Annotated in this window: 23 protein-coding genes and 1 pseudogene; 12 read left to right on the top strand and 12 right to left on the bottom strand. The window is 37.8% G+C overall.

The annotated features are described in order from the left end of the window. Positions 1–12 precede the first annotated feature (12 nt). Complete coding sequence (locus QPK98_RS08905) at positions 13–669, bottom strand: CBS domain-containing protein (RefSeq protein ID WP_310992865.1); 657 nt, start codon at positions 667–669, stop codon at positions 13–15. A gap of 140 nt (positions 670–809) precedes the next feature. Between QPK98_RS08905 and QPK98_RS08900 the strand changes: the two genes are divergently transcribed. From QPK98_RS08900 to clpX, 8 genes are all read left to right on the top strand, one after another. After that, the gene (locus QPK98_RS08900; RefSeq protein ID WP_310992864.1) at positions 810–1,526 is read left to right on the top strand and encodes a pyridoxine 5'-phosphate synthase; all 717 of its coding nucleotides are present in this window, start codon (positions 810–812) and stop codon (positions 1,524–1,526) included. Beyond that, positions 1,523–2,284, top strand: a complete 762-nt coding sequence (locus tag QPK98_RS08895) for an alpha/beta fold hydrolase (protein ID WP_310992863.1) — start codon at positions 1,523–1,525, stop codon at positions 2,282–2,284. The genes QPK98_RS08900 and QPK98_RS08895 overlap by 4 nt, the downstream gene beginning before the upstream one ends. Positions 2,285–2,383: 99 nt before the next feature. Further along, positions 2,384–3,634, top strand: coding sequence for an OmpP1/FadL family transporter (locus QPK98_RS08890; RefSeq protein ID WP_310992862.1), 1,251 nt, complete (start codon positions 2,384–2,386; stop codon positions 3,632–3,634). 17 nt (positions 3,635–3,651) lie between these two features. After that, positions 3,652–5,184, top strand: a complete 1,533-nt coding sequence (locus QPK98_RS08885; protein ID WP_310992861.1) for a G-D-S-L family lipolytic protein — start codon at positions 3,652–3,654, stop codon at positions 5,182–5,184. Positions 5,185–5,299: 115 nt separating this feature from the next. Continuing rightward, positions 5,300–5,644, top strand: coding sequence for a phage holin family protein (locus QPK98_RS08880; RefSeq protein ID WP_310992860.1), 345 nt, complete (start codon positions 5,300–5,302; stop codon positions 5,642–5,644). A 167-nt stretch (positions 5,645–5,811) separates the two neighbouring features. Further along, positions 5,812–7,134: a trigger factor gene (tig, locus tag QPK98_RS08875; protein WP_310992859.1), complete on the top strand. Its 1,323-nt coding sequence runs from the start codon at positions 5,812–5,814 to the stop codon at positions 7,132–7,134. 187 nt (positions 7,135–7,321) lie between these two features. Then, entirely contained in the window at positions 7,322–7,996 is a 675-nt protein-coding gene (gene clpP / locus QPK98_RS08870) for an ATP-dependent Clp endopeptidase proteolytic subunit ClpP (RefSeq protein ID WP_310992858.1), read from the top strand. 26 nt (positions 7,997–8,022) lie between these two features. Beyond that, positions 8,023–9,255, top strand: coding sequence for an ATP-dependent Clp protease ATP-binding subunit ClpX (gene clpX, locus QPK98_RS08865; RefSeq protein ID WP_310992890.1), 1,233 nt, complete (start codon positions 8,023–8,025; stop codon positions 9,253–9,255). A gap of 71 nt (positions 9,256–9,326) precedes the next feature. Here the strand turns inward: clpX and QPK98_RS15730 are convergent. Together QPK98_RS15730 and QPK98_RS08860 are read right to left on the bottom strand one after the other, a co-directional pair. Continuing rightward, positions 9,327–9,452: pseudogene (locus QPK98_RS15730) on the bottom strand (Fic family protein); the annotation flags it as partial. Positions 9,453–9,690: 238 nt separating this feature from the next. Next, on the bottom strand, positions 9,691–11,205 hold the full coding sequence (locus QPK98_RS08860) for a GH3 auxin-responsive promoter family protein (protein WP_310992857.1): 1,515 nt from the start codon (positions 11,203–11,205) through the stop codon (positions 9,691–9,693). A gap of 145 nt (positions 11,206–11,350) precedes the next feature. Here QPK98_RS08860 and QPK98_RS08855 point away from each other — a divergent pair, with 145 nt between their 5' ends. Further along, complete coding sequence (locus QPK98_RS08855; RefSeq protein ID WP_310992856.1) at positions 11,351–12,145, top strand: DUF2797 domain-containing protein; 795 nt, start codon at positions 11,351–11,353, stop codon at positions 12,143–12,145. Positions 12,146–12,220: 75 nt separating this feature from the next. On the opposite strand, the gene QPK98_RS08850 is transcribed toward QPK98_RS08855, so the two are convergent. Next, positions 12,221–14,869 carry an AsmA family protein gene (locus QPK98_RS08850; RefSeq protein WP_310992855.1) on the bottom strand — a complete coding sequence of 883 codons (2,649 nt, stop codon included), beginning with the start codon at positions 14,867–14,869 and terminating at the stop codon, positions 12,221–12,223. A gap of 141 nt (positions 14,870–15,010) precedes the next feature. Here QPK98_RS08850 and folK point away from each other — a divergent pair, with 141 nt between their 5' ends. Beyond that, positions 15,011–16,147, top strand: a complete 1,137-nt coding sequence (folK, locus tag QPK98_RS08845) for a 2-amino-4-hydroxy-6-hydroxymethyldihydropteridine diphosphokinase (RefSeq protein WP_310992854.1) — start codon at positions 15,011–15,013, stop codon at positions 16,145–16,147. 98 nt (positions 16,148–16,245) lie between these two features. On the opposite strand, the gene QPK98_RS08840 is transcribed toward folK, so the two are convergent. Next, positions 16,246–16,782 carry a lipocalin-like domain-containing protein gene (locus QPK98_RS08840; RefSeq protein WP_310992853.1) on the bottom strand — a complete coding sequence of 179 codons (537 nt, stop codon included), beginning with the start codon at positions 16,780–16,782 and terminating at the stop codon, positions 16,246–16,248. A 1,061-nt stretch (positions 16,783–17,843) separates the two neighbouring features. Here QPK98_RS08840 and QPK98_RS08835 point away from each other — a divergent pair. Further along, complete coding sequence (locus tag QPK98_RS08835) at positions 17,844–18,776, top strand: pseudouridine synthase (RefSeq protein WP_310992851.1); 933 nt, start codon at positions 17,844–17,846, stop codon at positions 18,774–18,776. Positions 18,777–19,167: 391 nt separating this feature from the next. Here QPK98_RS08835 and QPK98_RS08830 read toward each other — a convergent pair whose 3' ends face one another. From QPK98_RS08830 to QPK98_RS08810, 5 genes are all read right to left on the bottom strand, one after another. Continuing rightward, entirely contained in the window at positions 19,168–19,632 is a 465-nt protein-coding gene (locus QPK98_RS08830) for an RES family NAD+ phosphorylase (RefSeq protein ID WP_310992850.1), read from the bottom strand. A 2-nt stretch (positions 19,633–19,634) separates the two neighbouring features. After that, a complete protein-coding gene (locus QPK98_RS08825) occupies positions 19,635–20,102 on the bottom strand; it encodes an Xre family toxin-antitoxin system antitoxin (protein ID WP_310992849.1) in 468 nt (155 codons plus the stop codon). 68 nt (positions 20,103–20,170) lie between these two features. Beyond that, entirely contained in the window at positions 20,171–21,607 is a 1,437-nt protein-coding gene (locus tag QPK98_RS08820) for an MptA/MptB family glycosyltransferase (RefSeq protein WP_310992847.1), read from the bottom strand. A 200-nt stretch (positions 21,608–21,807) separates the two neighbouring features. Then, a complete protein-coding gene (gene groL, locus QPK98_RS08815) occupies positions 21,808–23,454 on the bottom strand; it encodes a chaperonin GroEL (RefSeq protein WP_310992846.1) in 1,647 nt (548 codons plus the stop codon). 124 nt (positions 23,455–23,578) lie between these two features. Beyond that, positions 23,579–23,854 (bottom strand): co-chaperone GroES, encoded by a 276-nt coding sequence (locus QPK98_RS08810; RefSeq protein WP_310992845.1) that lies wholly within the window; start codon positions 23,852–23,854, stop codon positions 23,579–23,581. A gap of 263 nt (positions 23,855–24,117) precedes the next feature. Here QPK98_RS08810 and QPK98_RS08805 point away from each other — a divergent pair, with 263 nt between their 5' ends. Continuing rightward, positions 24,118–24,702 carry a laminin B domain-containing protein gene (locus QPK98_RS08805; protein ID WP_310992844.1) on the top strand — a complete coding sequence of 195 codons (585 nt, stop codon included), beginning with the start codon at positions 24,118–24,120 and terminating at the stop codon, positions 24,700–24,702. 166 nt (positions 24,703–24,868) lie between these two features. Here QPK98_RS08805 and secG read toward each other — a convergent pair whose 3' ends face one another. Beyond that, complete coding sequence (gene secG / locus QPK98_RS08800) at positions 24,869–25,219, bottom strand: preprotein translocase subunit SecG (RefSeq protein ID WP_310992843.1); 351 nt, start codon at positions 25,217–25,219, stop codon at positions 24,869–24,871. Then, complete coding sequence (locus tag QPK98_RS08795) at positions 25,216–26,208, bottom strand: DUF8458 domain-containing protein (RefSeq protein ID WP_310992842.1); 993 nt, start codon at positions 26,206–26,208, stop codon at positions 25,216–25,218. Before QPK98_RS08795 ends, secG begins: the two co-directional genes overlap by 4 nt. Between the last annotated feature and the right edge of the window lie 23 nt (positions 26,209–26,231).

Raw genomic sequence — 26,231 nt, 5'->3', positions numbered from 1 at the left:
TATTCTGAACTGCTATATATTAAGGTATTTGTCTAGATACGCTGAGCGCTCTTTTAAATCTTCTAAAAACTTATCTTCTTCGTGGTTGCTTATTACCGTGTATTTATACCTTCTAAAGGTCTGCACGATACTGTTCATACTAGTATGGCCAACTTTTAAAGTAAGTTGCACCTGGTCATCTGTTATTTTTGAAATAAATACACCAAAAATTCGAGTGCCATTAGATTCTACAATCTGGCTAACTTCGCTAAAGGAATAATCCTGAATTCCTTTTTGAACCACAATGATACCACCCGTTTCGTTTAAAAATGGTGTATTGTTAAAGAGGCTCATTATATCACCTAATTCGTAATAACCCAAATATTTATTTTCGGGGCCTAAAACCGGCATAATATTGCTGTTGTTTATGGCAAAGGCCTCTAGAATATCTAACCAATTGGTGTCTTCTAGCACATGAAAAGGCTCTAGCGCGTATTGAAAGTCGCCAAGCGATTTTTTGTTTTCAAAACAATAGGCATCATTTTCTGAAACACAGCCTACAAAATCTCCGTTTTTTTCAACAGGCACATGCGAGTAGGTAAGTTGGTTAAAAACAGTTTGTACGTCTTTAACTTTCGCCGAGACGTCAAAGGGTTCAATATCGTTAATAATATAATTTAGGGTTTCCATTGCAAATTGTTTTAATTGCAAATTACTTAAAATATAGGCTCACTCTCATCACGAAGGTTTGTATTTTTGTTAAAAATCCCGTTCGTGGCAAACGAGGAAGCTTTTTGTAAAATGACAAATTTCGAAATTAACTAAATGGAATGACAAAATTAAGCGTAAATATCAATAAAATAGCCACTTTGCGTAATGCACGTGGTGGAAATGTACCTGATCTTTTAAAAGTAGCAAAAGATGTTCAAGAATTCGGTGCACAGGGAATTACCATTCACCCCAGACCAGATGAACGTCATATTCGGTATCAAGATGCGTATGATTTAAAGTCAATTGTAGCTACCGAATACAATATTGAAGGTAATCCGATAGCCAATTTCACCAAGATGGTTTTAGAAATAAAGCCTACGCAGGTTACGTTGGTTCCAGATGCAGTTGATGCAATTACCTCTAACGCGGGCTGGAACACGGTTAAACATAAAGATTATCTGAAGGAAATGATTTCTGAATTTAAGCGAAACGGAATCCGAACCTCCATATTTGTAGATCCAGATTTAAGCATGATTGAAGGGGCTGCCGAAACGGGTACAGATAGAATTGAACTTTACACCGAAGAATTTGCAAACCAATACGCCTTGGGAAATAAAGAAGCCATAACGCCCTACGCCCAATGTGCCGTACTGGCAAACAAGCTAAACTTAGGCTTAAATGCAGGCCATGATCTTTCCTTAGATAATATTGCGTTTTTTAAAGAAAACATTCCGCATTTATTAGAAGTAAGCATTGGCCATGCACTTATTAGCGAAGCTTTGTATGATGGCCTGAAGCCCGTTATTTCTGAATATTTAAATAAACTGAAACCATGACATTACACTCCCAAATTTTAGGCAAGGGAAAGCCGTTTGTTATTCTTCACGGTTTCCTAGGAATGAGCGACAATTGGAAAACCCTAGGCACCCGCTGGTCTGAAGCTGGTTATGAAGTGCATTTGTTAGATCAGCGCAATCACGGCCGAAGTTTTCATAGCGATGAATTTTCGTACGAATTGATGGCTGAAGATTTAAAAGAGTATTGTGAAGAACACGACTTAAAAAAAATCATTCTGTTGGGGCACTCCATGGGTGGTAAGGTAGCTATGCAATTTGCGGTAACCTACCCAGAAATGGTTTCAAAACTGATTGTGGCTGATATTGCTCCAAAGGCGTATCCGCCGCATCACCAAGATATTTTGAAAGCACTGTCACAATTAGATTTCACAAAAATTAAATCTCGGGGAGAAGCAGAAGAGGTTCTTTCAGAATATATTAAAGATAAAGGCGTGCAATTATTTCTTCTTAAAAACCTATACCGAAAGAGTAAAAACGAACTGGGACTGCGCATAAACTTACCTGTGCTTTCAGAAAAAATAGAAGAAGTGGGGCAAGCACTTGACGCCGACACTGTTTTTAAAGGCGATACACTTTTTTTAAGTGGTGAAAAAAGTGGTTATATTGAACCTATGGATGAGATTTTGATAAAAAACCACTTTCCAAAAGCCAAAATCAACACAATTGCAAATGCTGGGCATTGGCTCCATGCCGAAAATCCTGATGAATTTTATGATAATGTTAAGAATTTTTTATAATATTGTAGTATTACTTGTTATGCATGCATAATAAATATTAAAGCAGTATTTGATTCCTTATCAATATTAACCTAAGATATTAACTCAAAGAAAATAACTATGAAAAAAGTATTAGTACTTGCTGCCTTTGCACTTGCAACTGCGGTTACTTATGCGGGCGGATACCGCGTAAGCTTGCAGGGCAATAAAGCCTTGGCAATGGGCCATACCGGCGTGGCTGTTATAAATAGTAGCGAATCGGTGTTTTTTAATCCCGCTGGCCTGGTACATCTAGATGATAAACTAAGCATAACAGCTGGAGTTCATGGCGTTATCGCTAATATTGAATACCAAGACCCGAGTACGGGGGCCAATGATAGAACGAAGAGCCTTTTGGGAACACCGCTTTATTTTTATGCCTCCTATAAGGCAACGGATTGGATGTCTGTTGGTTTAGGGGTGTACACTCCCTACGGAAGTACGGTTGAGTATGAAGCCGATTGGGTGGGATCTCACTTGGTGAATAAAATTGATTTACAGGCAATATACATTCAGCCAACAGTTTCTTTTAAGGTGAACGATAAGCTGAGCTTTGGTGGTGGCCCCATTTATGTTACAGGTTCCGTAAACTTTAATAGAAACTTAAATAGAACCTTAACAGATCTTGACGGAAACCGTGCAAATGTTACTATTGACGCAAGTGGTGTAACCGCTTGGGGTTGGGTGGCGAGCACCATGTTTAAATTTACAGATCAGCTTCGATTGGGTGCAACTTACCGTTCCGAAATGATTTTAGAAGCTGAAGGTGGAGATGCTACTTTTGAAAACATACCTAATTCGCCCTTAACTCCTTTTGCAGACACTAGCATTGACGCTGCTATGCCATTACCGGCGGAATTGGCTGTTGGTTTGTCTTACGATTTTTGCGAAAATTGGATGTTTGCATTTGACTACAACCGAACTTTTTGGGATGTGTACGAATCATTAGATATAGATTTTGCCAACCCGGCAATTCCAGATTCTTTTAATCCTCGTAACTATAAGAACTCATCTACTTATCGTTTTGGTTTACAATATGACGCTACAAAAATGTTTACGTTAAGAGCAGGTTACTATTTTGACGAATCCCCAGTTAGAGAAGGGTACTTTGCGCCAGAAACTCCGCGTAATGACAGTAACAACTTTACGGCCGGTTTAACCGTAAATATTGGAGAACACTTGCAGATAGACGCTTCTTTCCTTTACTCACACTTTAAGGAAGTAAATGCCTCTTACGATCACTATTATGAAGATGGCGTTGCTGTTCCTTTTAAGGGAACCTATAAAACCAATGCTTTCGTTCCAGGATTAGGGCTTACTTATAAACTATAATTGAAAAAATTAGAAAGATGAAAAATATATTAAAATATACATTCGCGGTCATGGCCATAGGCTTTGTAAGCTGCGAGCCAGAGTTTGATAATCCTGTGACCGAAGAAGGGTTTTACAGTAGTGGTACGGCCAACCTTTCAAATTATGTTTCGGTAGGAAACTCTTTAACCGCTGGTTATGCCGATGGTGCATTATACATTACAGGGCAGGAAAACAGTTTTCCAAATATAATGGCACAGCAATTTGATTTTGCAGGAGGTGGCGAATTTACACAACCTTTAATGAACGATAATTTAGGTGGGTTGCTCTTAGGTGGTCAACAAATAACCGAAAACAGGTTTGTTCTTGCCGTGGGCCCCGATGGCAATCCAGGTCCTGTGCGTTTAGAAGGTGCACCAACAACCGAAATCACCAATAAATTGAACGGTCCGTTTAATAATATGGGCGTTCCAGGAGCTAAGAGTTTCCATTTGGTAGCTCCTGGCTACGGAAATGTGGCCGGAGTGCCTACAGGTGCTTCAAACCCGTATTTTGTACGATTTGCTACAAGTGAAAACACAACTGTAATTAGCGATGCTGCTTCTAAAGACCCTTCGTTTTTTAGCCTGTGGATTGGTAACAACGATATCTTAAGTTACGCTACCTCTGGTGGTTCTGGAGTGGATCAAACGGGTAATATGGACCCTTCAACTTATGGAGGAAACGATATTACCGACCCAAATGTTTTTGCTTCGGTATACAGTGCACAAGTAGATGCATTAACTGCCAATGGTGCAAAAGGAGTGTTGGTAAATATTCCAGAAGTAACTTCAATCCCGTATTTTACAACGGTTCCAACCCAAGCAATTCCGTTAGATGCTGCTACGGCGGGAGCATTAAACGCCCAGTTTGAAGCGTATAATACCCAAGTATTGCCAGGAATGGTAGGAGCTGGAGTTATTTCGCAAGAAGAAGCTGCAATGCGTATGATTAACTTTGCTGCGGGTCAAAACTTTCCTATTACAACAGATAAAGATTTAACGGACCTTACCGATATTTTACAGGGGCCTCCGTTTAGCCTTCCTGCGCCACAGGCCGCTTTATTGGGGCAATTGAGGCAAGTAAATTCAGAAGATTTAGTTGTTTTAACTGCTTCTTCGGTTTTGGGCTCAACGCCAGATCCAAACAATCCGCAAGGGATTATTGGGGTTAGTATTCCTTTAGGTGACGAGTATGTATTGGCAAAATCTGAGCAAACGCGTATTACTGCAGCAAGTACTGCATATAACGCAACCATACAAGCCTTGGCTGATGCAAAAGGATTAGTATATGTTGATGCTAAAAATGAATTGGCAAAACTCGCTAATGGAGGTGTTTCTTATGATGGTGGCATGCTAACGTCAGAGTTTGTTACTGGTGGTGCTTTTTCTCTAGATGGAGTGCACCCAACCCCTAGAGGTTATGCTTTTACCGCAAACGTGATTATTCAAGCTATTAATGAAGCTTATGATGCAACTATTCCGAAAGTGAATATTGGTAACTACGGAACAATAACGCTTACAAATAATTAATATTTAGGGTTAATATATTTGTCTGAAAACCGTTCTCTTTCCGAGAGCGGTTTTTTTGTTATTTTTGTTTGTAGTTTTTCAATCTTTATTTCCTGTAACCTAAAACCTTATCTATATGAAACTTGTTCTAAAACTCTTATTAACCGCTGTAGCTGTTGTGGTATTGGCGAAAATCCTGTCAGGAGTTAGTGTTGCTAGCTATGGGTCGGCAGTGATTGTAGCGGTGGTTATTGCTTTGTTACGATTGCTAGTAAAGCCTATTTTAGTTATTCTTACGCTTCCTATTACCATTCTAACTCTCGGTCTTTTCCTGTTAATAGTCAATGCTATAATTATTCAATTAGCAGGTTATTTTGTCAGTGGTTTTAGCGTTGCTACAATATGGTGGGCGCTTCTTTTTAGCTTGTTGCTTTCGATATTTCAGTCGGTTCTCTTTTCTATTTTGCCCGAAGAGAAGTAAATTAGATCTGTTTTAGCCTAAAAATACTTTATTTAAAAGAAATTAAATACCTTGATTTTCACACTAAAAATGCGGTCTTAAAACTTTTAAAGACACCAACTTAGAAATGTTTTTAGAGTTAGCTAAAAAATACGTATTTTTGCATCCCGAAATTCAGAAACGAAGACATGAACATTACAAAAAAAGACATTGATAACTTGAACGCTGTACTTACAGTGGAAATATCAAAAGACGATTATTCAGATAAAGTAAAAACTGTATTGAATAATTACAGAAAAACAGCAGATGTCCCAGGATTTAGAAAAGGCCACATCCCTATGGGTATGGTTAAAAAGCAATACGGAAAAGCTGTTTTGGTTGAAGAAGTAAACAAGATATTACAAGATTCCCTTCAAAACTACCTTACGGAAGAAAAGCTGAACGTTCTTGGAAACCCTTTGCCTAAAAACGAAGCAGACATCAATTGGGATGCCGAGGATTACACGTTTGAATTTGACTTAGGGCTAGCGCCAGAGTTTGATGTTGATGTAAAAGGAAAGGAGATTACCCAGTATAAAATTGTGGCAGACGATGAAATGCTTAACAATCAAGTTAAGACTATTCGTAAACAATACGGTAAATTAAAGTCTAAAGATGAAGTTGAAAAAGGTGATGAAATTACCGGAACCTTTACCGCTTCAGAAAAGGATATTGAAAAAGAAGCTACGTTTTCTACAGAAGATATCAAAGGTAAAAAACAACTTGAGAGTCTTGTTGGTGCAAAAGTTGGTGATACCATTACCTTAAAAACTAAAGGAATGTTCGCCGATGACCATGACAACGAAAAGTTTTTAGGCGTTCCACACGAGGAGGCGCATGGCTTGGATATTGAAGTTTCTTTAAACGTAAAGGAAGTCAATGAACGCGAAATGGCCGAATTAGACCAAGAGCTTTACGATAAACTTTTTGGTGAAGGTGTTGTTACTTCTGAAGAAGAATTAAAAGAAAAAATTAAAGAAGATGCCGAAGGGCAATTTGCACAACAAAGCGACCAGAAATTGCTTAACGATGTTGTAGAATCTTTAATTGATAACACAAAATTTGATCTTCCAGACGAGTTTTTACAACGTTGGATTGCAGTAACAGGAGAAACACAACTTTCTGAAGAAGAGGCAAAAGCAGAATACGAAAGAAGTGAAAAAGGATTGCGTTACCAGCTAATTGAAGGAAAACTTCGGGCAGATAACAACCTGCAAGTTACCTTTGACGAGCTAAAAGACCATTCTAAAAACATGATCAAAGCACAAATGGCACAGTTTGGGCAAACAGATCCTGCTGATGAAGAATTGGAAAACATCGCGGCCCGTATTCTTTCTAATAAAGAGGAGGTTGAACGCTTAAGCGAACAATTGAACTCGACAAAATTACTTGGCTTTTTTAAAGAAAATGCTAAATTGAAGCAGAAGGAAATTACTTATGATAAATTCATTAAGGAGGCCTATCCCAACTAATTCAGCCAAGAAATAGTTATCTTTAGGCGTTGAATTATTATAATTTAACGCCTTTTTGATTAAAACTTGTTCGGGGGAGTAACTCAGCCTTTTTTGCTACTACTTACAAAGAAGGTACAATTAACAACGAGAGTTGATTTAGGCTTTGCCGATTCAAGAAAGTACATTTAAAAACGAAGAACAATTTATGGACTACAGTAACGAATTTAGAAACTTTGCTATAAAAGATCAAGGGATTAATAATATGTATTATGATAAAATCATAAGCAGTATGTACCCTACCAACCTAACCCCAAATATTATTGAAGAGCGCCAGATGAATGCTGTTGCCATGGATGTTTTCTCGCGCTTAATGATGGATAGAATTATCTTTCTGGGTACGGGAATAAATGATCAAGTAGCAAATATTGTACAGGCACAATTATTGTTTTTGGCCAGTACCGATGCCACTCGCGATATCCAAATCTATATTAATTCACCAGGTGGAAGCGTTTATGCTGGCCTGGGAATTTACGATACCATGCAGTTTATTAAACCAGATGTTGCTACAATATGTACCGGTATGGCAGCTTCTATGGCGGCTGTGCTTTTGTGTGCAGGTGAAAAAGGAAAACGCAGTGGGTTAACACATTCACGCGTTATGATTCACCAACCTTTGGGCGGTGCTCAAGGTCAAGCTAGCGATATTGAAATAACAGCACGCGAAATTATTACCTTAAAAGAAGAACTTTATCAAATAATATCAAAACACTCTGGACAGACCTATGAAAAGGTTTATGAAGATAGCGATCGCGATTACTGGATGAAGGCAGATAAAGCTTTAAAGTATGGTATGATTGATGAAATATTGACACGAAGCTAAAAAATAGATTTTTGAAAAAAGATAATATGTCGAAAGAAGATTTAGAATGTTCATTCTGCGGCCGTAAAAAGTCCGAAACTAGTCTGCTAATTGCCGGATTGGATGCGCATATTTGCGATCGCTGCATTGAACAGGCGCACGGAATTGTAGTTGAAGAAGCTTTACACGCTGATAATTCTGAGTTGTCTAAAGACTTAATGCTAAAGAAGCCAAAGCTTATAAAAGCATTTTTAGACCAGTATGTAATTGGGCAGGAATTCACTAAAAAGGTTATGTCTGTAGCGGTTTACAACCACTATAAACGTTTGTTGCAGCCAAAGAGCGATGACGATATTGAAATTCAAAAAAGTAATATTGTTATTGTCGGGCAAACAGGTACTGGGAAAACCTTGATTGCAAAAACAATAGCTAAAATGTTGAATGTGCCGTTGGCAATTGTTGACGCTACGGTTTTAACTGAAGCGGGTTATGTGGGGGAAGATGTTGAAAGTATTTTAACACGCTTGCTTCAAGCAGCAGATTACAACCAAGAGAAAGCTGAAAATGGAATCGTTTTTATTGACGAAATTGATAAAATTGCACGAAAGAGTGATAACCCTTCCATAACCAGAGATGTTAGTGGAGAAGGTGTTCAGCAGGCTTTATTAAAGCTTTTGGAAGGAACCACTGTTAATGTTCCACCAAAAGGTGGAAGAAAGCATCCCGATCAAAAGTTTATTGAGGTAAATACCGAAAATATTCTTTTTATTGCCGGTGGAGCTTTTGATGGTATTGAACGTCATATAGAAAAACGCCTAAATATGCAGGCAGTTGGTTTTACGGCCTCGGCCAAGGAAAGTGAAATGGAGAAAGACAATATGCTTCGGTATATAATTCCGAGGGATTTAAAAGATTTCGGGCTTATTCCTGAGATTATTGGGCGTCTTCCCGTTTTAACCTATATGAATCCGTTAGATAAGAAAACGCTACGAACAATCCTTACCCAGCCCAAGAACGCCATAATAAAACAGTATAAAAAACTGTTTGAAATGGACGATATTGATTTTGATATCACTGAAGAAGCACTTGATTTTATTGTAGAACAAGCAATAGAGTATAAGCTCGGTGCTCGTGGTTTGCGCTCGCTTTGTGAAGCAGTACTTACCGATGCCATGTATGAAATGCCCGGTACAGATGAAAAAACAGTAGATGTAACTAAGGCCTATGCCGAAGAGAAGCTAAACAAATCGACCCTTAAAAAGTTGAAAGCGGTTTCTTAAGCTCAAAACCTATAAATTTTTAAAAAACCTCAGTTCAAGCTGAGGTTTTTTATTTTACAAACAGGTTGAAGCTAACGTTTTCGCTTGGGGTTTTTTATGTATTCTTCCACTGCTTCTTTTGTGGTTAACCAGTTTCTACCTTCTTTATGGGCGTCAATTTTGCCTTTGCGTGCTAACAGGCTTATATATTCCTGACCATTATTGTCCGATTAAAAGAGTGAGAAAATTTGTTGGGTCAAAGATAATAGGCAATTAGAATATTTTTATTTAATGACAGCATGCTATTATACTTAGCATCAAAATTTATCGATTAAAAAGTATGTTTAATCAATTTTATCTAGTTTTCAATCTATTTGGAGTCAAGTCTTACTTATCACGTCTTTCAGCGGAGGTTGCTGAGCTTGTTGCAGTGTCTTAAACCTGTGTGAGATACGACTAATTATTTAACTCCAAGAGCTCTTCCAGCAAGTGTCTGGTGTTTGAAAGTCGCGGTACTTTATGTTGCCCACCAAGCTTCTTTTTTTCTTTAAGCCAGTCGTAAAAAAGATGTTCTCTAGCGGTGTGGATTTTAAGCATATTCAAAGTGGTGTTGTTAAATCGCTTTGCCTCGTAATCGCTATTTACTTCTTGTAAGGCTGAGTCTAAAAGTTGGGTAAAAACATTAAGATCTTTGGGGGGCGATTTAAATTCAATAATCCATTCGTGGGCACCTTTCTTGCGGCCGTCCATAAAGATAGGGGCAGCGGTATAGTCTACAATTTCTGCATTGGTAAGTTGTGAGGCCTTTCGCAACGCAGTTTCGGCATTTTCAATGATTAATTCTTCGCCAAAAACATTAATATGGTGTTTTGTTCTGCCGGTAACTTTTATTCGATATGGATCAGTAGCGGTAAAGCGAACGGTATCGCCAATTTTATAACGCCAAAGACCAGCGTTGGTTGTAATAATAACAGCGTAGTTTTTTCCTTCTTCAACCTCGCTTAGCGGAATTATCTTTTCTTCTAGCGTCCCATAACTATCCATGGGGATAAACTCATAAAAAATTCCGTAATCTAGCATTAACAATAACTCAGTACTGTCATTTTTGTCTTGAATAGCGAAAAAACCTTCCGAAGCATTATAGGTTTCATAGTATCTAAAATCGCTTTTTGGCAATATTTTGTTGTATTGATCAATATAGGGATCAAAGTTTACGCCGCCGTGAAAATAAACTTCTAGATTGGGCCAAACTTCAAATAAGTTTCCTTTTCCAGTAGTTTCCATCACATTGTTCAGCAAGACCAGCATCCACGAAGGAACCCCCGCCAGACTGGTTACGTTTTCCTTAATGGTTTCATTTACAATTGTTTGCATTTTGGTTTCCCAATCGCCCATTAGTGAAACCTCGTTGCTTGGCGTACTGCTAAATTCTGCCCAAAAAGGCATGTTGTCAATCAATATGGCCGATAAATCGCCAAAAATAGTACCGTTTTCTTTATACAATTGCTTGCTTCCACCTAGTCTAAGGCTCTTGCCCAGAAACAACTGCGCGTTCGGATTATTGTTTAGGTACATACAAAGTAAGTCCTTGCTTGCCGCATAATGACAATCTTCTAATGAATCGTTGGTAACGGGAATAAACTTGCTTTTTGCATTGGTGGTACCGCTAGACTTTGCAAACCATTTAATGGGTGTAGGCCAAAAAATATTGCTCTCGCCTTGCCGGGCGCGTTCAATTAGCGGTTCACTCTCTTCATAGGTGGTTATCGGTACTCGCTCCTTAAATTGCCTATACGTCTTGATACTTCCAAAATCATATTGCTTGCCAACCTCAGTGTTTTTGGCCTTTTGGATAAGATTGAAAAGCAGTTCCTCTTGAACCTCAATAGGATATTTCAAAAAAAGGTCTATTTGATGAAAACGTTTTTTTAAAAACCACGAAGCAATGGAATTTACAATGGGGATTGGCATATTTTTCTACTATCTTTATGCTATAAAAATAAACAATTTTATAATTACGACCTGCTCTTGATAGGCAGGTTTTCCATATTTTATGAAGAAGTACTTTCAATAGGAATTCTTCTGAAATTTTTTCAACATACATAATTTTTAAGAAATGACATACGAAGGCGTATTAAAGAAAATGCTAACAGAAAATGGAGCTCCCATTCAATATTATTTAATTTTTGAAGATGATTTTTTGAATGTGAACCAATTATTAGATAAAAAAGTAACTCTAAATTTTTTACGGTATCAGTGTCTAAACTGTGGCCTTCAGAAAAAAGTGTTTCGCCAAGGCTTTTGCTATGATTGTTTTTATGAAATTCCTCAAGCTGCAGATTGGATTATAAAACCTGAGCTTAGTAAGGCTCACCTTGGGATAGAAGATCGAGATCTTGCCTATGAAAAAAGTGTTCAGCTAAAACCACACATCGTTTACCTTGCAAATAGTAGCACTGTTAAAGTGGGCGTTACTCGAAAAACACAAGTGCCAACACGCTGGATTGATCAAGGTGCCCATGAGGCTATTGAAATTGTGGAAGCCCCCAACAGGTACCTTGCCGGGATTACCGAGATTGCCTTAAAAGATCATGTGGGCGATAAAACCAAATGGCGTACCATGTTAAAAAATGATGTGGAAGATGAAGATTTGGTAGCATGGCGAAACAAGCTGAAGCAATACATCCCCGAAGAAGCGCTTGCGTATTATCTAGAAAACAACACGGAAACTAATTTAGAATTTCCTGTTTTGCAGTATCCAAAAAAGCCAAAATCACTTAATCTTCAAAAAAATCCGTTTTACGAGGGGATTTTAAAAGGCATAAAAGGACAATACTTAATATTTGAAGATGATACCGTTTTTAATGTAAGAAGTAATGAAGGCTCTGTTGTTTCTATTACAGTGGGTTAACCAGTAGCTGTTGGGTTTTTTAATTAGTCGGATTTGCTTAAGAAAAGACTAGAATAGTGATTAGGAGTGCACTGCCTATTTAGAACTTGTTGTGTCTTTTTTCTTTTTTCTTTCCCCAAAAATCCCTTCTAATACTCCTTTAATTTTTTCGGTATTTTGCTGTTGTGTGGTCTGCTGTTTTGTTGAATCTTGTTGATGCTCCTTGGTAGTAGTGTTTGTTGAATCTTTTTTGGTTCCTCCACCAAACAGATCGCCAAGGATGTCGCTTCCCTTATCTTTCAACTTCTCCTTTTGTTTTGCTAAAAGTTCTTGCGTAAGGGCATTAATAGCAGCTTGAGTGTTTAGTGAAACCTTCGGATTGGTGAAAGAACCTTTAAGGCCAATTGGTAGGGCAACATACATTTCATCTACTTCCTTTGGGTCTAACTTCTGAAGTAATTTGGTTACGTCACCTCCTAAATATTTTGCGGGTACATCCATGTTTAGGTTGTAATCTATAGACTTGTCTAAGCCGTGAGTTCCCGAAACCGCTACATCAATTCCTTTAACATCAAAGTTGAAGGGTTTCACTTCAATTTTTCCGTTGTTAAATGTAAGATTGGTGGTAACATCCTGGAGGCTCAATTTGTCCAAATTCAGAAAAGCAACTTTTTTGCCAAGGGCTGATAGTAATGGAGTTTTATCTGGATCTACTTCTGCGGTAATTACTTGCGCCAAAACCGTTCCTGCAAGTGATGATAGTTTTGGAGTAAGCTCATTGGTCAATTCTCCATTTAATTCAAAGTTAGTATTTAGGCTTCCTTGCAAGGCTTTTGCTATGGGAACAAGAAACTGAAACATGTCTAACTTATCAAAAGATTCGTCAATATCAATCTTGCTTAAATCCAAATTCATTGCAAAAGTTGGGGTTTTGCTTTTGGTTGAAACATTTCCGGAAAGTGCAATATCACCACCGAAAATAGCCGATTTGAAGTTGCTTATGCTTATTGCTTCATTTTGAATTGTTGCAACACCGCTCGCATTTTTTAATTCAATATTATCGTACAGCACTTTATTTGCATTAAAGTTTAAAGTGGCGTCGAGAAAATCTGGTATTTTAATGGTTTCTTCAGAAGCTACGTTATTTCCTTTTTTAGCCGAAGTGTTTTCTGGTGAAGTAGTTTCCTGCTCCATAAAATCATTCACATTAAACGTGTTGGATTGTACCGCAAAGTTACCTTTAAGGTTTTGCTTGCTCATTAAAAACGGAATTAGATTTTTAATACTACCGGAAGCCTTGAGGTCGGTTTCTCCAGTTGAAGCATTTAATTCTTTTAAAGTGAAAACGCCAGGCTGAAGCGCTAATCGTGCATCAGATATTTTCAAGTCATTTTTAAATCCTGCGTCATAGTTAAAATTTGTCAAGCTTGCTGTACCGCGCGCATCAATCTTTTGATACTGTTCTTTTTCAACGGATTCCATATCGAAATTTGCAACTGCATCCGCCTTAAAAATTCCGCTTAGGTTTTGTTCCATTTCTACCGGAAGCACTTTTTCAATGTTAGCCAAATTTAACGTGCCCTGCATAGCCATATTTACCAATGGGTTTTCAGTCATTTTTTTAACGCTTCCGTTGATGCTGAAAGGTTCGCCGTCTATTCTAAATGTAAGTTTCGGAATGTTTAAATAGGTGTCTTTTAAGAATCCAGATTCATTTTTTAACCGTGCATCAATGGTAATATTGTCAACCGTTTTAGGTAAGTCAGGATATTTAAAAGAAGCATTTTCGCTCGCCACTTGTATATCCATCATTGGTATATGGGTGCTGTCCACAATTCCTTTTATAAACCCGTTTACTATAAAATTTCCTGTGGTTTTTACATCGCTAATTTGCTTTACGTAAGTTTCTGGTATTACGGCCAAAAAGTTCTTAAAGTCTGATGATGGTGTTTTAAAAGTTATATCAACTTCATTATTATCTTCGTTTAGTTTAACAAAACCATCAAAAGTCAATGGCAACTCATTTATCTTTGCTTCGTTTTCAAGAAAAGTGTACTTCTGGTTGTTTAAATCCAGCTTAAAGATGGCGTCAAGTAGAATTCGGTTTTTGGTTAGGTACTCGGTGTCGTCCATTTTGAACGAAGCTAGTGCTTCAGTATAGGTGTCAAGATTACCGAGATCGGCTGAAAGATCACCGCTTCCTTGATGCTGTACTTCGGTTAGGGTGAGGTACATTTTTCCCGCTTCGTCTGAATAATTAATACGAGAATCGGCAATTTCATACTGTTTTAATTCAAACTTAAAACCGCTGTCAGTGCCCTCGGTAGCTGTAACCGCAGGCGCATCTTTTTTTATGGCAATATCATAATTGGTGTTTTCTAGGGAATCAATCTTAATGTTTATAAAAGCTTCGTCTAGTTTTACGGCATCAATTTGAATGTCTTCCGACTTAAAAAGCTGCATTACGCCCATGTTTAATTGAAGGTTCTTACCGCTGGCAAGCGTATCGCCTTCAAAGGGAGCTTTGTTAATTACACTAAAATTTTTCAATTGAAGTGAAGCATCGGGAAAGCTACTAAAAAGGCTCAAATCCAACGTTTCCCAAGCTACTGTAGCATTTAGGTTTTTATTAATGGTTTGCTGAAGCATTTTCTCGAGACTACCTTTAAAAATAAAAGGGGCGGCAATTAGGAGCAGGATTACAATTCCAAGAATAATTCCTATAATTTTAAATGCTTTCTTCATAAATATTTTTGAAAATTTTATTTGTGTAATTCTTTTTAAAACAGGAGCTTAAAAAGCTGGTTTTAGGTAAAGTTTATATCAACTTACAAAATTAGTTGTAAGTCTGTTGCTTTTCCTTAATTTCGTCTTAAATGTTAACTCTTGAATTCACTTCAACCTACTCGTAACGTCTATCTTTCTCTGGGAACCAACATGGGAAACCGCTTTGATAATCTTCAAAAGGCGGTGAACTTGCTGTTTAAGGAGGTAGGCAGTGTTTTAAAAATATCTCCCATTTACGAAACACCGGCAATGGGTTTTGAGGGTGACTCGTTTTTAAATTGCGCCGTTTGGATGGAAACTAATTTAGAGCCCTTGCCATTACTGAAAAAGGTTTTAAATATTGAACAGAAAATTGGCAGAACACGAAATTCCTCAAAAGCTTATTCGTCACGGATAATTGATATTGATATTGTATTGATTGACGATTTAATTATCGCATCTGAAGCGTTGACCGTGCCACATCCTGAAATGCAGAAGCGCAGGTTTGTACTGCAGCCTTTGGCCGATTTAAATATGGAGTTGATGCACCCGCACTTCCAAAAAAATATGATGACTTTACTCGCTGAAACGGCAGATGGCAGCGAACTTCAAAAACAGTCAAAGTGGTTGCGAAACCCAATTAAAGATTATCCGGTTTCGAAATTCAATTATATTGCCATAGAGGGAAATATTGGTGCCGGAAAAACGAGTCTTGCCACCAAAATTGCCAATGATTTTAATGCGAAATTAATTTTAGAGCGTTTTAAGGACAATCCATTCTTACCTAAATTTTATAAAGACGCTGCTCGATATGCCTTTCCTTTGGAAATGTCTTTTTTAGCAGATCGCTATCAGCAATTGGTGGACGACATAACCCAGTTTGATCTTTTTAAAGAGTCGGTTGTGGCGGATTACGATGTAAATAAATCGCTAATTTTTGCTAGTATTACTTTGCCTGAGGAGGAATATGCACTGTATAAAAAGCTCTATCAAGTAATGCATAAAGATGTGCCGAAGCCAGATTTATATGTCTATTTATACCAAAATACTGAGCGCTTGCTTGAAAATATTAAGAGTCGCGGCCGCAAGTATGAACAGCAAATTGAAGCTTCTTATCTACAAAAATTGAATGAAGCCTATACGCAGTTTATCAAAAACCAGCATGCTGACAATATTAAAATTATTGATATTTCAGAGTTCGATTTTGTAAAGAATCGTTCAGATTATTTGGAGGTTTTAAAGAAAATTGTTGAATAAACTTTAGTGTCGAAAAGTTTAAAATTGAAGATATAAAAAATGCAACAGAAACTTCTGCTGCATTTTTTTAAAATTGTGCTTATGACACTAAATTAGGTCTAGATTCTTTTTAGCGTTATTTTAATATCAATATCCATGCTTTCCAGCATTGGGTTTGAGCCACCATCAGGAACCATATCCTTCACATTGCTACTCATTACCAATGTGTCGCCGTTAAGTTCGTCAATATGATACTTGATAGAAGTGCCATTGTCATTGTTTATTTTCAATTCGCTGCCATTAAGCTCCCACGTGCCTTCTCCAAAACTATTGTTCATCTCAAAAGTTTCGGTTTGCGAAGTGCCCATTACCACTAATTCCATTTCTAGGGCAATGTTGTTGACAATAGAGGTAAAAGTTTTGTCCTCGTTAAAATTAAGTCTGTTCTCGTCGTCAATATTCACAAAACTTCCTGAGTACTCAACGGGAAGATCTACACCTCCCATGTCCAATTCCATAGTACCTGGCTCAATATAACCTTCGGTAATGGTCCAAGTGCCTACAATATCAAATGATTCTACCGAATCATCATCGCTAGAGCAGGAAAGGTTTCCTATAATTAACAAGCCTAATAGAATAAATTTAATCTTTTTCATCATGTTAAAATTTAAAATTAATTTAGTTGAAGCTCAAAACTAAGGAAAATATTTATGAATATCCGCGATCAGTAATATGATTGGTTGGTTCAAATTATGTGTTAATTATTGCGTCTGCAAGCGAACCTTTTTAGATATCGAAAATAATTATGTTTTGATAAGGCAGCGTACCATAAGATAAGGCAACGCAACGCCCTATCAAAAACCCTAACAGCTTTTCTGCACTTAACCGGTCTAAGCCTAGCCCTGAAAGGGCGACATGTATTACGCCCTTTCAGGGCTTTGTGTGTCACAGGTTTGCCCCACCGGGCCTTGCCCGATGTTACGATGTTTTCGCCCTTTCAGGGCTGGTTTAATAATATCCTTTTGATCTAGGTTAAATATTATGATGCATTACGGACATTCGATAATCTTTAACTTTATTGTTTCTTGTACGGCTTCACCCTCCCTAAAAAACTCTATTGCTTCACCGCAACCCAAAATGCTACAAAACGTTTTCTTTCCGCTTACCTTTTGAAGGTGAAAAACAGCGAAATCAGCATTCTTTACTATCGTCTGGATAGTTTCTACATTTAACCCATTAGTTTCCTATAAAAAACCAATAGCGTCCTAAACGTTCATAAGGCAACCCTTGAAAGCCTTTGTTTAATTGGGTTTTAGAAATAATATGAAGATAAGGGTCTGTAATTAAGGATACCTATTTTTTGGCCTATCGAAAATTTAGAGAAAATTTCGTAAGCCTAGCCCCGACAGCTGTACGGGGTTTTTGGTTCGTTCCGATAGCTATCGGAATCATCAATGAAATCAAAGATTCACGAACTCCAATTTTATTATTTAAAAGAGTGAGTAAAAAAATGAACAGGTTAAATATTTAAGACAGGATTGCTTTTCCCATTCCTAATAGGCTGGGTTCATATTATTGCATGTTTGCGACTAGGCCGTTTTACGAGAGAAACCGCAGTTCATTCTTATTTAAAATCGAATACGAGACTGTTTATATTTTTAGGAATTCACATGTAGAATACCATTTTAACATTCACTACCTTTGCAAAAAATTAATTATGAGCAGACAAGACAAGAAAAGTAGCGGAAAAGCTTCTGGCCGTGGTAGTAATAACCAGCGTAACCGAAGTAATGCAAGAGGAAATGCTCCTTCAAAACCTGGATCGAGATCTAAAAAAACTGGGGGTCAACGCGATTCAACCAATAAGCCCAAGTTGAAATTTGATAAAAATGGAAAGGAAATTGGCCGTCGAGAAAAACCGGTAAAACAATCAAAAAGTAAAAATCCCGCCGATGGAATTCGCTTAAATAAATATATTTCAAATAGTGGCGTGTGTTCTAGGCGCGAGGCAGATACCTTTATTGCTACGGGCTTGGTGAGCGTTAATGGAAAAATCATTAACGAAATGGGCTACAAGGTCCAACTTTCTGATGATGTTCGTTTTGATGGTCGTCGTATAAATCCGGAACCCAATACATACGTTTTGCTAAATAAACCAAAAGGTTTTGCAACTACAGATAGCAACGCAAAAGGGATGACGGTTATGGATTTAGTTGCCAACGCCACCACCGCTAAGATAAAGCCATTTGGTCGTTTGGGAAGAAATGCAACGGGACTCTTGCTTTTTACTAATGACGAAGAGTTTGTTCAAAAATTTGGTAAAAAGGGAATATCGCGACTGTTCCATTTAGAACTTAATAAAAACTTAAAACCAGAGCATCTTAAAAAAATACAGGAAGGCCTGACTGTTGAAGGAAAAGCTATAATGGTTGAGGAGGTGAGTTATGTGGATAATGCCCCTAAAAATGAAGTGGGTTTAAAGATAAAACACACCGGAAACAGTGTTATCAGAACTATTTTTGAACATTTAGGTTACGACGTTGTACGTGTAGATTGCGTTGGGCTAGGACCATTGACTAAAAAGGATTTGCCACGAGGACGCTGGCGAACCTTAACCAAAAAAGAGCTCAATGCGTTCAATATGCTTTAGCGATAACTAGCCTTGCAAGTAGTGCTTGTGTTCACAATTTTTTTAGCCTTCTATAAATGTGATGGCCAATGACGAAAGGGTTTTTCTGAATTGGAGCGGGTAAAGAAATAAACTAAAAAAGCGCAAATCGCTATGATTATTTGTCGGAGAATTGCCCACTATTCAACATAGTACCAATATTCATTTGTCCATTTAAATGTACTGTCTGGATAAAGCTCAATAGATTCTATCAGAAAGTCATTTCTTAAAATTCCTTTATAGACAATTGTATCTTGTCTGAATAGATTAATTCCGGTTGAGAATATGAATACGGATAATACTCGAAACGTAATTTTTTTCAAATCTTGGGCACAACAGAATAAAATGACTTTTTACTATACCACATTGCCATTTAACGTGAACTCAGACTTTCCTTTATTCTTAAATCAAAAACAAAATCCTTTACTTCAAGCAATTTGAAATTTGATTTTTCGGCGAGTGGATTTAGAACATAGTTAAATTCCTGCGGAATTATGATGGATGGAAGCTTTAAAATAGGGTGCTTTTTCTGAAGAAAACTTGTGGCAAAATCCTTAGTTGATTTTGGCGCTGGTGTTTCCTGCCAATTTCCTGGAAGCGCTGCCTCCTTTAATGTATGTATTAGACTGTCATCAATCTCAAAGGTGCAAATACTTAAAGCTCTAGGAATAAAATCTATAGCAGTATTAACAGCATACTCTAAAACAGCGAGCGAACGACTTTCAGAGGTATATATGCAAGGAGTATTTACATGATTCCATCTTCCGCCAAAGAGCTTAGACCCTGTTCCGTTTAAATCTTGCGCATATTGGGTTTTGCTTATCCTGTAAACTTTCATACTTAAGAATATACGCCATAAGCTATTCGACCAATAATATTTCTGATTTCATCGCGCCCAAACTGATTGTCTATAAGATTGAAGGGCACGGCTCCTGAAAGTGCTTGATTGGGGGTAAACATCCATTTGTTAAAATTGCCCTTATCTTCAAAAACTTCATAGCCAAAAGAATATAACTCTGCTACAGCGATAATACCTTCGCTAATGTGATCATTAAATTTTTGCTCACCCTTTTTATTGATAAGCGTAGCACGCGTAACAGATAATGCTTTTGCTAATGCATCATAATCTAACGAAGTTTCTTTTTTTAGCGTGGTTAAATACTTTTTGCTAACGCCGCCCCTTACTATTTGCATTTTTTGGTAGGACGTCATATCTACCAATGGTATGGCGAGATTGCCATCATAAAAACAGGTAGGAGCTTCCTTTGCATAGTTTATAGTATCAGTGGTTTTATAGGGTTTTTTCATAACAGTATAAAATTAATCTTTATACAGTATAAAAATACATTTTTTTATTCGGTTTTACAAATCTATTCCTAAGTTTGTTCTGCAATATTGTTTAAGTTTCTATTGGAAATCCCTATTTCATATATGGCAACCCCAATAACCACAATATACTCCAAAGCTACCAACCATAGGTTTTCGTCAAAACCATCTTTTCCGTAAGCCGAATAACTTAGTATTACCATAAAGCTCCAAACAATTGGAAATTTGTATCTCGTAAATACCGAAAGTAGGAGTGGGGTAGCAACATACCATGGGTGAACAGTAGTTGCGAAAAACAAATAAAATGAAACGGCAAAAAGCATGGCTGTAATTAGTTGTTGTGTGGTTTGGTTTTTTCTGAAGAAAGAAATACTCAGGATAAAAAGTAGCACCAAAATAGGAAGAATCTTACCAACGGTGCCAATGACATTCCATCCCACAACCTGAAACCCAATCCACCGGATAATGTAATATACGCTGGCATTAAATTCAAAATTTTGAAACCACAAGGAAATTGTAGCTGAGAAGTTTTGAAGGAATTCAGATGAAATAAATGGAAAAAAAGTTAGAATTACAGTTGCTCCGATACTAAAATAGAACAAAAATAATCTTCCCATAGCGAAACTTGAGGCTTTAAAAACCTTTGAGGTCTTGTTTTGCTTAGCCAGATATTTTATAAACAATGGTAAGAACAAGAGGGGAAGTAGTTTCACTGAAATGGAAACCCCGATTAAAACTGCTGCCCAAACCCATTTCTTCTTAAAAAGTAAATACAAAGCCCAAACCAAAAAGAAAAGCATGACACCTTCAAAGTGAAGGTTTCCGGTGAGTTCAATGATGATAAAAGGATTCAGAAAATACCAGAAAACATTTTTGATGGGAAGGTTTAGCTTTTTTAATAATTTCTTTCCGAAGTAAAGAATACCTAGATCTGCCAAAATCATAATAACACGCAGTACGATCACCGATCCTAAAATACTTTTTCCTGCAAATAGAGCTGCAATTGCAAAAAATAACTGGTTAATTGGTGGATAATTACTGAAATGGCTTGCGTTAAGACTACCCATTCCTTGGTGCAATAGGCTTTCTTGCATAATGTTAATCGAGCTCCAAGTTTCGCTAGCCCAATTACCGAGAATATATTTTGGAGGAAGGTTTTCCACAAATTGCTGCGGTGTAAATAAATACGGATTTATTCCCTGTGCCAAAAGCCGGCCATCCCATAAAAACCGGTAAAAATCTTGTGAAAGATTGGGGATGGCTATTATAAAGACAAAGCGGAGTACGATACCCAATCCGACCAAAAACCAAAAATTAAGTTTTAGTTTTTCAATTAAAGCATACGAAATACTGAAAAGAACCCCATAGCATAATATTAGTGTTGTGAAGTTGCTACGTGCTATATAATGCCCAAAAAAGATATAGAGTGCAATAGCGAGTATTGCAAGCAGCAACGGAACTTTATATAGATTTATGAATCGAGACATCCTTAAGCGATTTGTTCACAACTCAAATAAAGTAATTTGGATGTTTTCAAACAAGAGTAGTTTTAGGGTAAAAGTAAGCATACGAGGCTTATTTTTTGCTGTGTGAATTTAACAATAAGACTTTAAAGCACAAAAAACCCACAAGTCATAGAGACCCGTGGGTTTTTTTATATTTAATCTTCCTAAATAAAATAGGGGGCTTACATCATTCCTGGCATACCGCCGCCCATTCCACCTGGCATTCCGCCACCGGCACCGCCTGCGTTGTCTTCTTTGATGTCAACCAAAGCACATTCGGTAGTTAGGATCATTCCAGCAACCGAGGCCGCATTTTCAAGGGCAATTCGCGTTACTTTTTTAGGATCTATAATTCCTGCTTTTAGCATATCTACATAAGATTCGGTTTTGGCATCGTAACCAAAGTTCTTCTTGCCTTCCAAAACTTTATTGATAACTACAGAACCTTCACCACCGGCATTTTCAACAATGGTACGGAGTGGAGACTCTATGGCACGAGACACAATCTGAACCCCAGTTGTTTCGTCTAAAGTTTCGGTTGTAAGCTTTTTAAGCACATCAATTGCGCGAACTAAAGCTACACCACCACCGGCAACAATACCCTCTTCTACAGCCGCACGGGTTGCATGAAGTGCATCGTCAACGCGATCTTTTTTCTCTTTCATTTCCACTTCAGAAGCAGCACCTACGTAAAGAACGGCAACTCCGCCGGCCAACTTAGCCAAACGTTCTTGCAGTTTTTCCTTGTCGTAATCGCTGGTTGTGGTTTCAATCTGCGCTTTAATTTGGTTTACGCGAGTTTGGATAGCGTCACTATCTCCAGAACCGTTTACGATTGTTGTATTGTCTTTGTCTATCGTAACAGTTTCAGCAGAGCCTAACATATCTACAGTTGTATTCTCTAGGTTAAACCCGCGTTCTTCAGAAATTACGGTTCCGCCGGTCAAGATAGCGATGTCTTCAAGCATTGCCTTTCTTCTGTCGCCAAATCCTGGTGCCTTAACAGCAGCAATTTTTAGGCTTCCGCGCAATTTGTTAACTACTAATGTAGCTAGGGCTTCACCTTCAACATCTTCTGCAATGATTAGTAATGGCTTTCCGGATTGTGCTACTGGTTCTAATACCGGAAGCAGGTCTTTCATTGCCGAAACTTTCTTGTCCACCAACAAAATATATGGGTTTTCAAGTTCGGTAGTCATTTTCTCACTGTCCGTAACAAAATATGGAGAGAGGTAACCGCGGTCAAACTGCATTCCTTCAACAACATCAACATAAGTTTCCGTTCCTTTTGATTCTTCTACGGTAATAACACCTTCTTTTCCAACTTTTCCGAAAGCTTTGGCAATCAATTCGCCAATCAGCTCGTCGTTGTTTGAAGAAATGGAAGCAACTTGCTTTATCATTTCAGAAGAATTGCCAACTTTGGTAGTTTGCTTTTCAAGGTTTGCAACAATTGCTTCAACAGCTTTATCGATTCCTTTTTTCAGCTCCATTGGGTTTGCACCGGCTGCTACGTTTTTTAGGCCTTCCTTAACGATTGCCTGACCAAGAACGGTTGCAGTCGTTGTTCCATCACCAGCAAGGTCATTAGTTTTTGAAGCAACTTCCTTAACCATCTGAGCGCCCATGTTTTCTAGCGCGTCTTCTAGTTCAATTTCTTTTGCTACGGTTACCCCATCTTTTGTTACCTGTGGTGCACCGAAAGATTTACTGATAATAACATTTCTACCTCTTGGACCTAATGTTACTTTTACTGCGTTTGCCAATGCATCAACGCCGCGTTTAATACTGTCACGGGCTTCTACATCAAATTTTATATCTTTTGCCATATGTTTTTTATTTTGTGACTCCCTTTTAAATCTAGGAATCTAAAGGTTAATATTTATAATTTTTAAACGAACCTTTTTTGAGATTTGGGATTCGCTTTTTATTGGAATTTACGAGCTACTGTCCTTAGATAATAGCCAGTATATCGTCCTCGCGCATAATAAGGTAATCAGTACCATCAAACTTTAACTCGCTGCCCGAATATTTTCCGTAGAGCACGGTATCGCCAACCTTTACGGTCATTTTATGGTCTTCTTTTCCTTTTCCAACAGCTACTACTTTACCTTGCTGCGGCTTTTCTTTTGCTGTATCTGGAATGTAAAGACCAGATGCGGTTTTGGTTTCTGCTTCTTCAGGCTGTACCAATACGCGGTCTGCAAGGGGTTGAATTTTTAATGCCATAGTAAATTTTAATTTTATTATTCCCGTGAAGACGGGAATCTCGTTAAACTTATGTTCAATTGTTCGATTTCCTAATTGGCAGAAATTGTGCCAGTGCCTATAAACTGACACTATTGGAAACAAAAATGCCAGCTTGTCAGACAAGGATTGCCACAGGGTTTAAATACGTGTTATAAGGCATTTTCTGATACTGTAGTGAGAAGCAAAACCAAACAAAATTATATTTTATAACTTTGGGCTACTGATCAAATTATCAAAAGAGTATGAAAAAATATAGTCAAGTTACACTAATGGGTTTTTTTTCTTTGCTGTTGCTGGCAAGCTGTAATAATGAAACGGTGTCTTCATACTTTAAAAAAAACTCAGAAAATTGGACCATTGAAGGAGATGCCCAAGGAGAAGCAGTAGAACCAACCTATTATGCCGAGGATGGAATGGTCAATGGGTACATTGAAGCAAAAGATGATGCCGCCGGAGGAGTTTGGTATTTTTCGGCACCGGAAAAATATTTAGGAGACAAAAACACATTATATGGACGTACCCTGAGTTATGCCTTGTTTCAAAAGCCTAAAAATAATAACCAATTTGATTCTCCCGATGTGGTTTTAACCAATGGAGAAAACGAAATCTTCTATTTGGTGAAAGATTATCCAGATACCACATGGACGCATTATGAGGTAAAGATTGATGCAGAACAGGAGTGGTTTTACGGAGCGTATAAGGATAGGGAAGTTGCTACCGAAGCGCAAATTAAGCAGGTGCTTTCTAATTTGGATAAATTCTGGATCCGCGGCGAGTATCGAAATGGGAACGATTGGGGCGGATTAGACGAGGTAATCATCAAGTAAAGGGAATAGTACTTTCCTAATGCAAAAAAAGACACAGCCTCAAAATGCAACATATTTCCTGTGCTATAGCTGCACTTTAGAACAAACTTTAAATTTCCATAAAAAACAAAAGCACCCAACTGAAAGTTACAGTTGGGTGCTTTTAATATGTTTTGTAGCGGGTTTCTTATTCAGGGTTGTCCGCGCCTGATTCCGCTGGAGTATCTGTAGTTGTAGGCACTGCTGGCATGGTGTTTTGAATCGCGTTTTCGTCAAATGTTTTTGAACGCATCGTACTGCCGCCCATGATAAATACATTGGAGAACAAGATAAGTGCCAACATTATGGTTGCAAGCGTCCAAGTACTTTTATCTAAAAAGTCACTCGTTTTCTGTACACCACCAATTTGGGCACCACCGCCTCCACCACCGAAAGATGATGAAAGTCCGCCGCCTTTTGGGTTCTGGACCATTATAACTACGACCAACAAAAAGGCCACTATCATTATTAAAACTAAAAATATTGTAAACGTACTCATGATTGTTCTGAATTAATCAATTTTTCTATTGCCCGAATTTGGTCTGCAAAGAAACCACTTTTTTCGGGATTTTTCAAAATTAATATTTTATATGCTTGTATTGCCTTTTTATAGTTCTTTTGTTGCAAATAAACTTTGGCCAAAGTTTCCGTCATTAGTGCCTCATCACTTTGGGTGTAGGCTGTAGAAGGGTTTTTACTTCCAGAATTTTTAACATTCTTTTTAGCGGACACCCCTTGATTTTCAGACGGTGTTATCTTGGGACGCTCCTGGATAAACTTATCAATAAGCTTAGATTTCCACGCATTTTCTTCTTCGGCTGCAGCTTCGGGGCTCATATTTGCAGCTTCATTTTCGTTGTTTGCGGTTTTTGAATTGGAGGTTTCATTTTCTTCAGAAATTTTGGAATCTGCATTTGAATCTTCTCCATCGCGAGTTATGGGCTTGGCCTTTGTCAATTTTAACCATTCAGAAAATGAATGGGTGTCGTTTTTTGTAAACTCCAAGGGTTTATTGGGCTGCAAGGCTTCTTCAGCTTCTTTCTCTTTTACCTCGTCTTTATCTGCAACTAAATTGGTAACCGATTGTACTTTTCTTTGAAATAAATCGGGGTTCAAGATATCTTCGGCCTTCTTTATTTCTGCTTGGTCGTTTTCATCGTTTACTTGTTGCGAAACATCTTCGGAAACCACTTTTATCTCGTTTACCGAATCATCATGCTGAAGTATATTTTGCGAAATTTCATTTTGAACAAATTTTTCCGAAGTAATATACTCAAACAGAATATCACGATCTGTAGTGTGGGCTGCGGCCATCTTTAAGGCCTCGTTGTATAAATAACTATCCTGATTTTTTAGACCTTTTAACTGCAATGCACGTGCGCTTTGAAAATACGGATGCTTTTTAATAACACCGTCTAAAGCGTCCAGATCTTCAGAAGTTACCCTCTGCGGATTGGCAAGTAGATATGTATAGGTTGAGGTGTGCATATTTCCTTATTTCATCTCCCACT

This window comes from Aequorivita marina, from assembly GCF_031631895.2.
In the GTDB taxonomy this organism is placed as follows: domain Bacteria; phylum Bacteroidota; class Bacteroidia; order Flavobacteriales; family Flavobacteriaceae; genus Aequorivita; species Aequorivita marina.
Note: the sequence above shows the minus strand (reverse complement) of the source record. Positions and strands in the feature narration are given on the sequence as shown.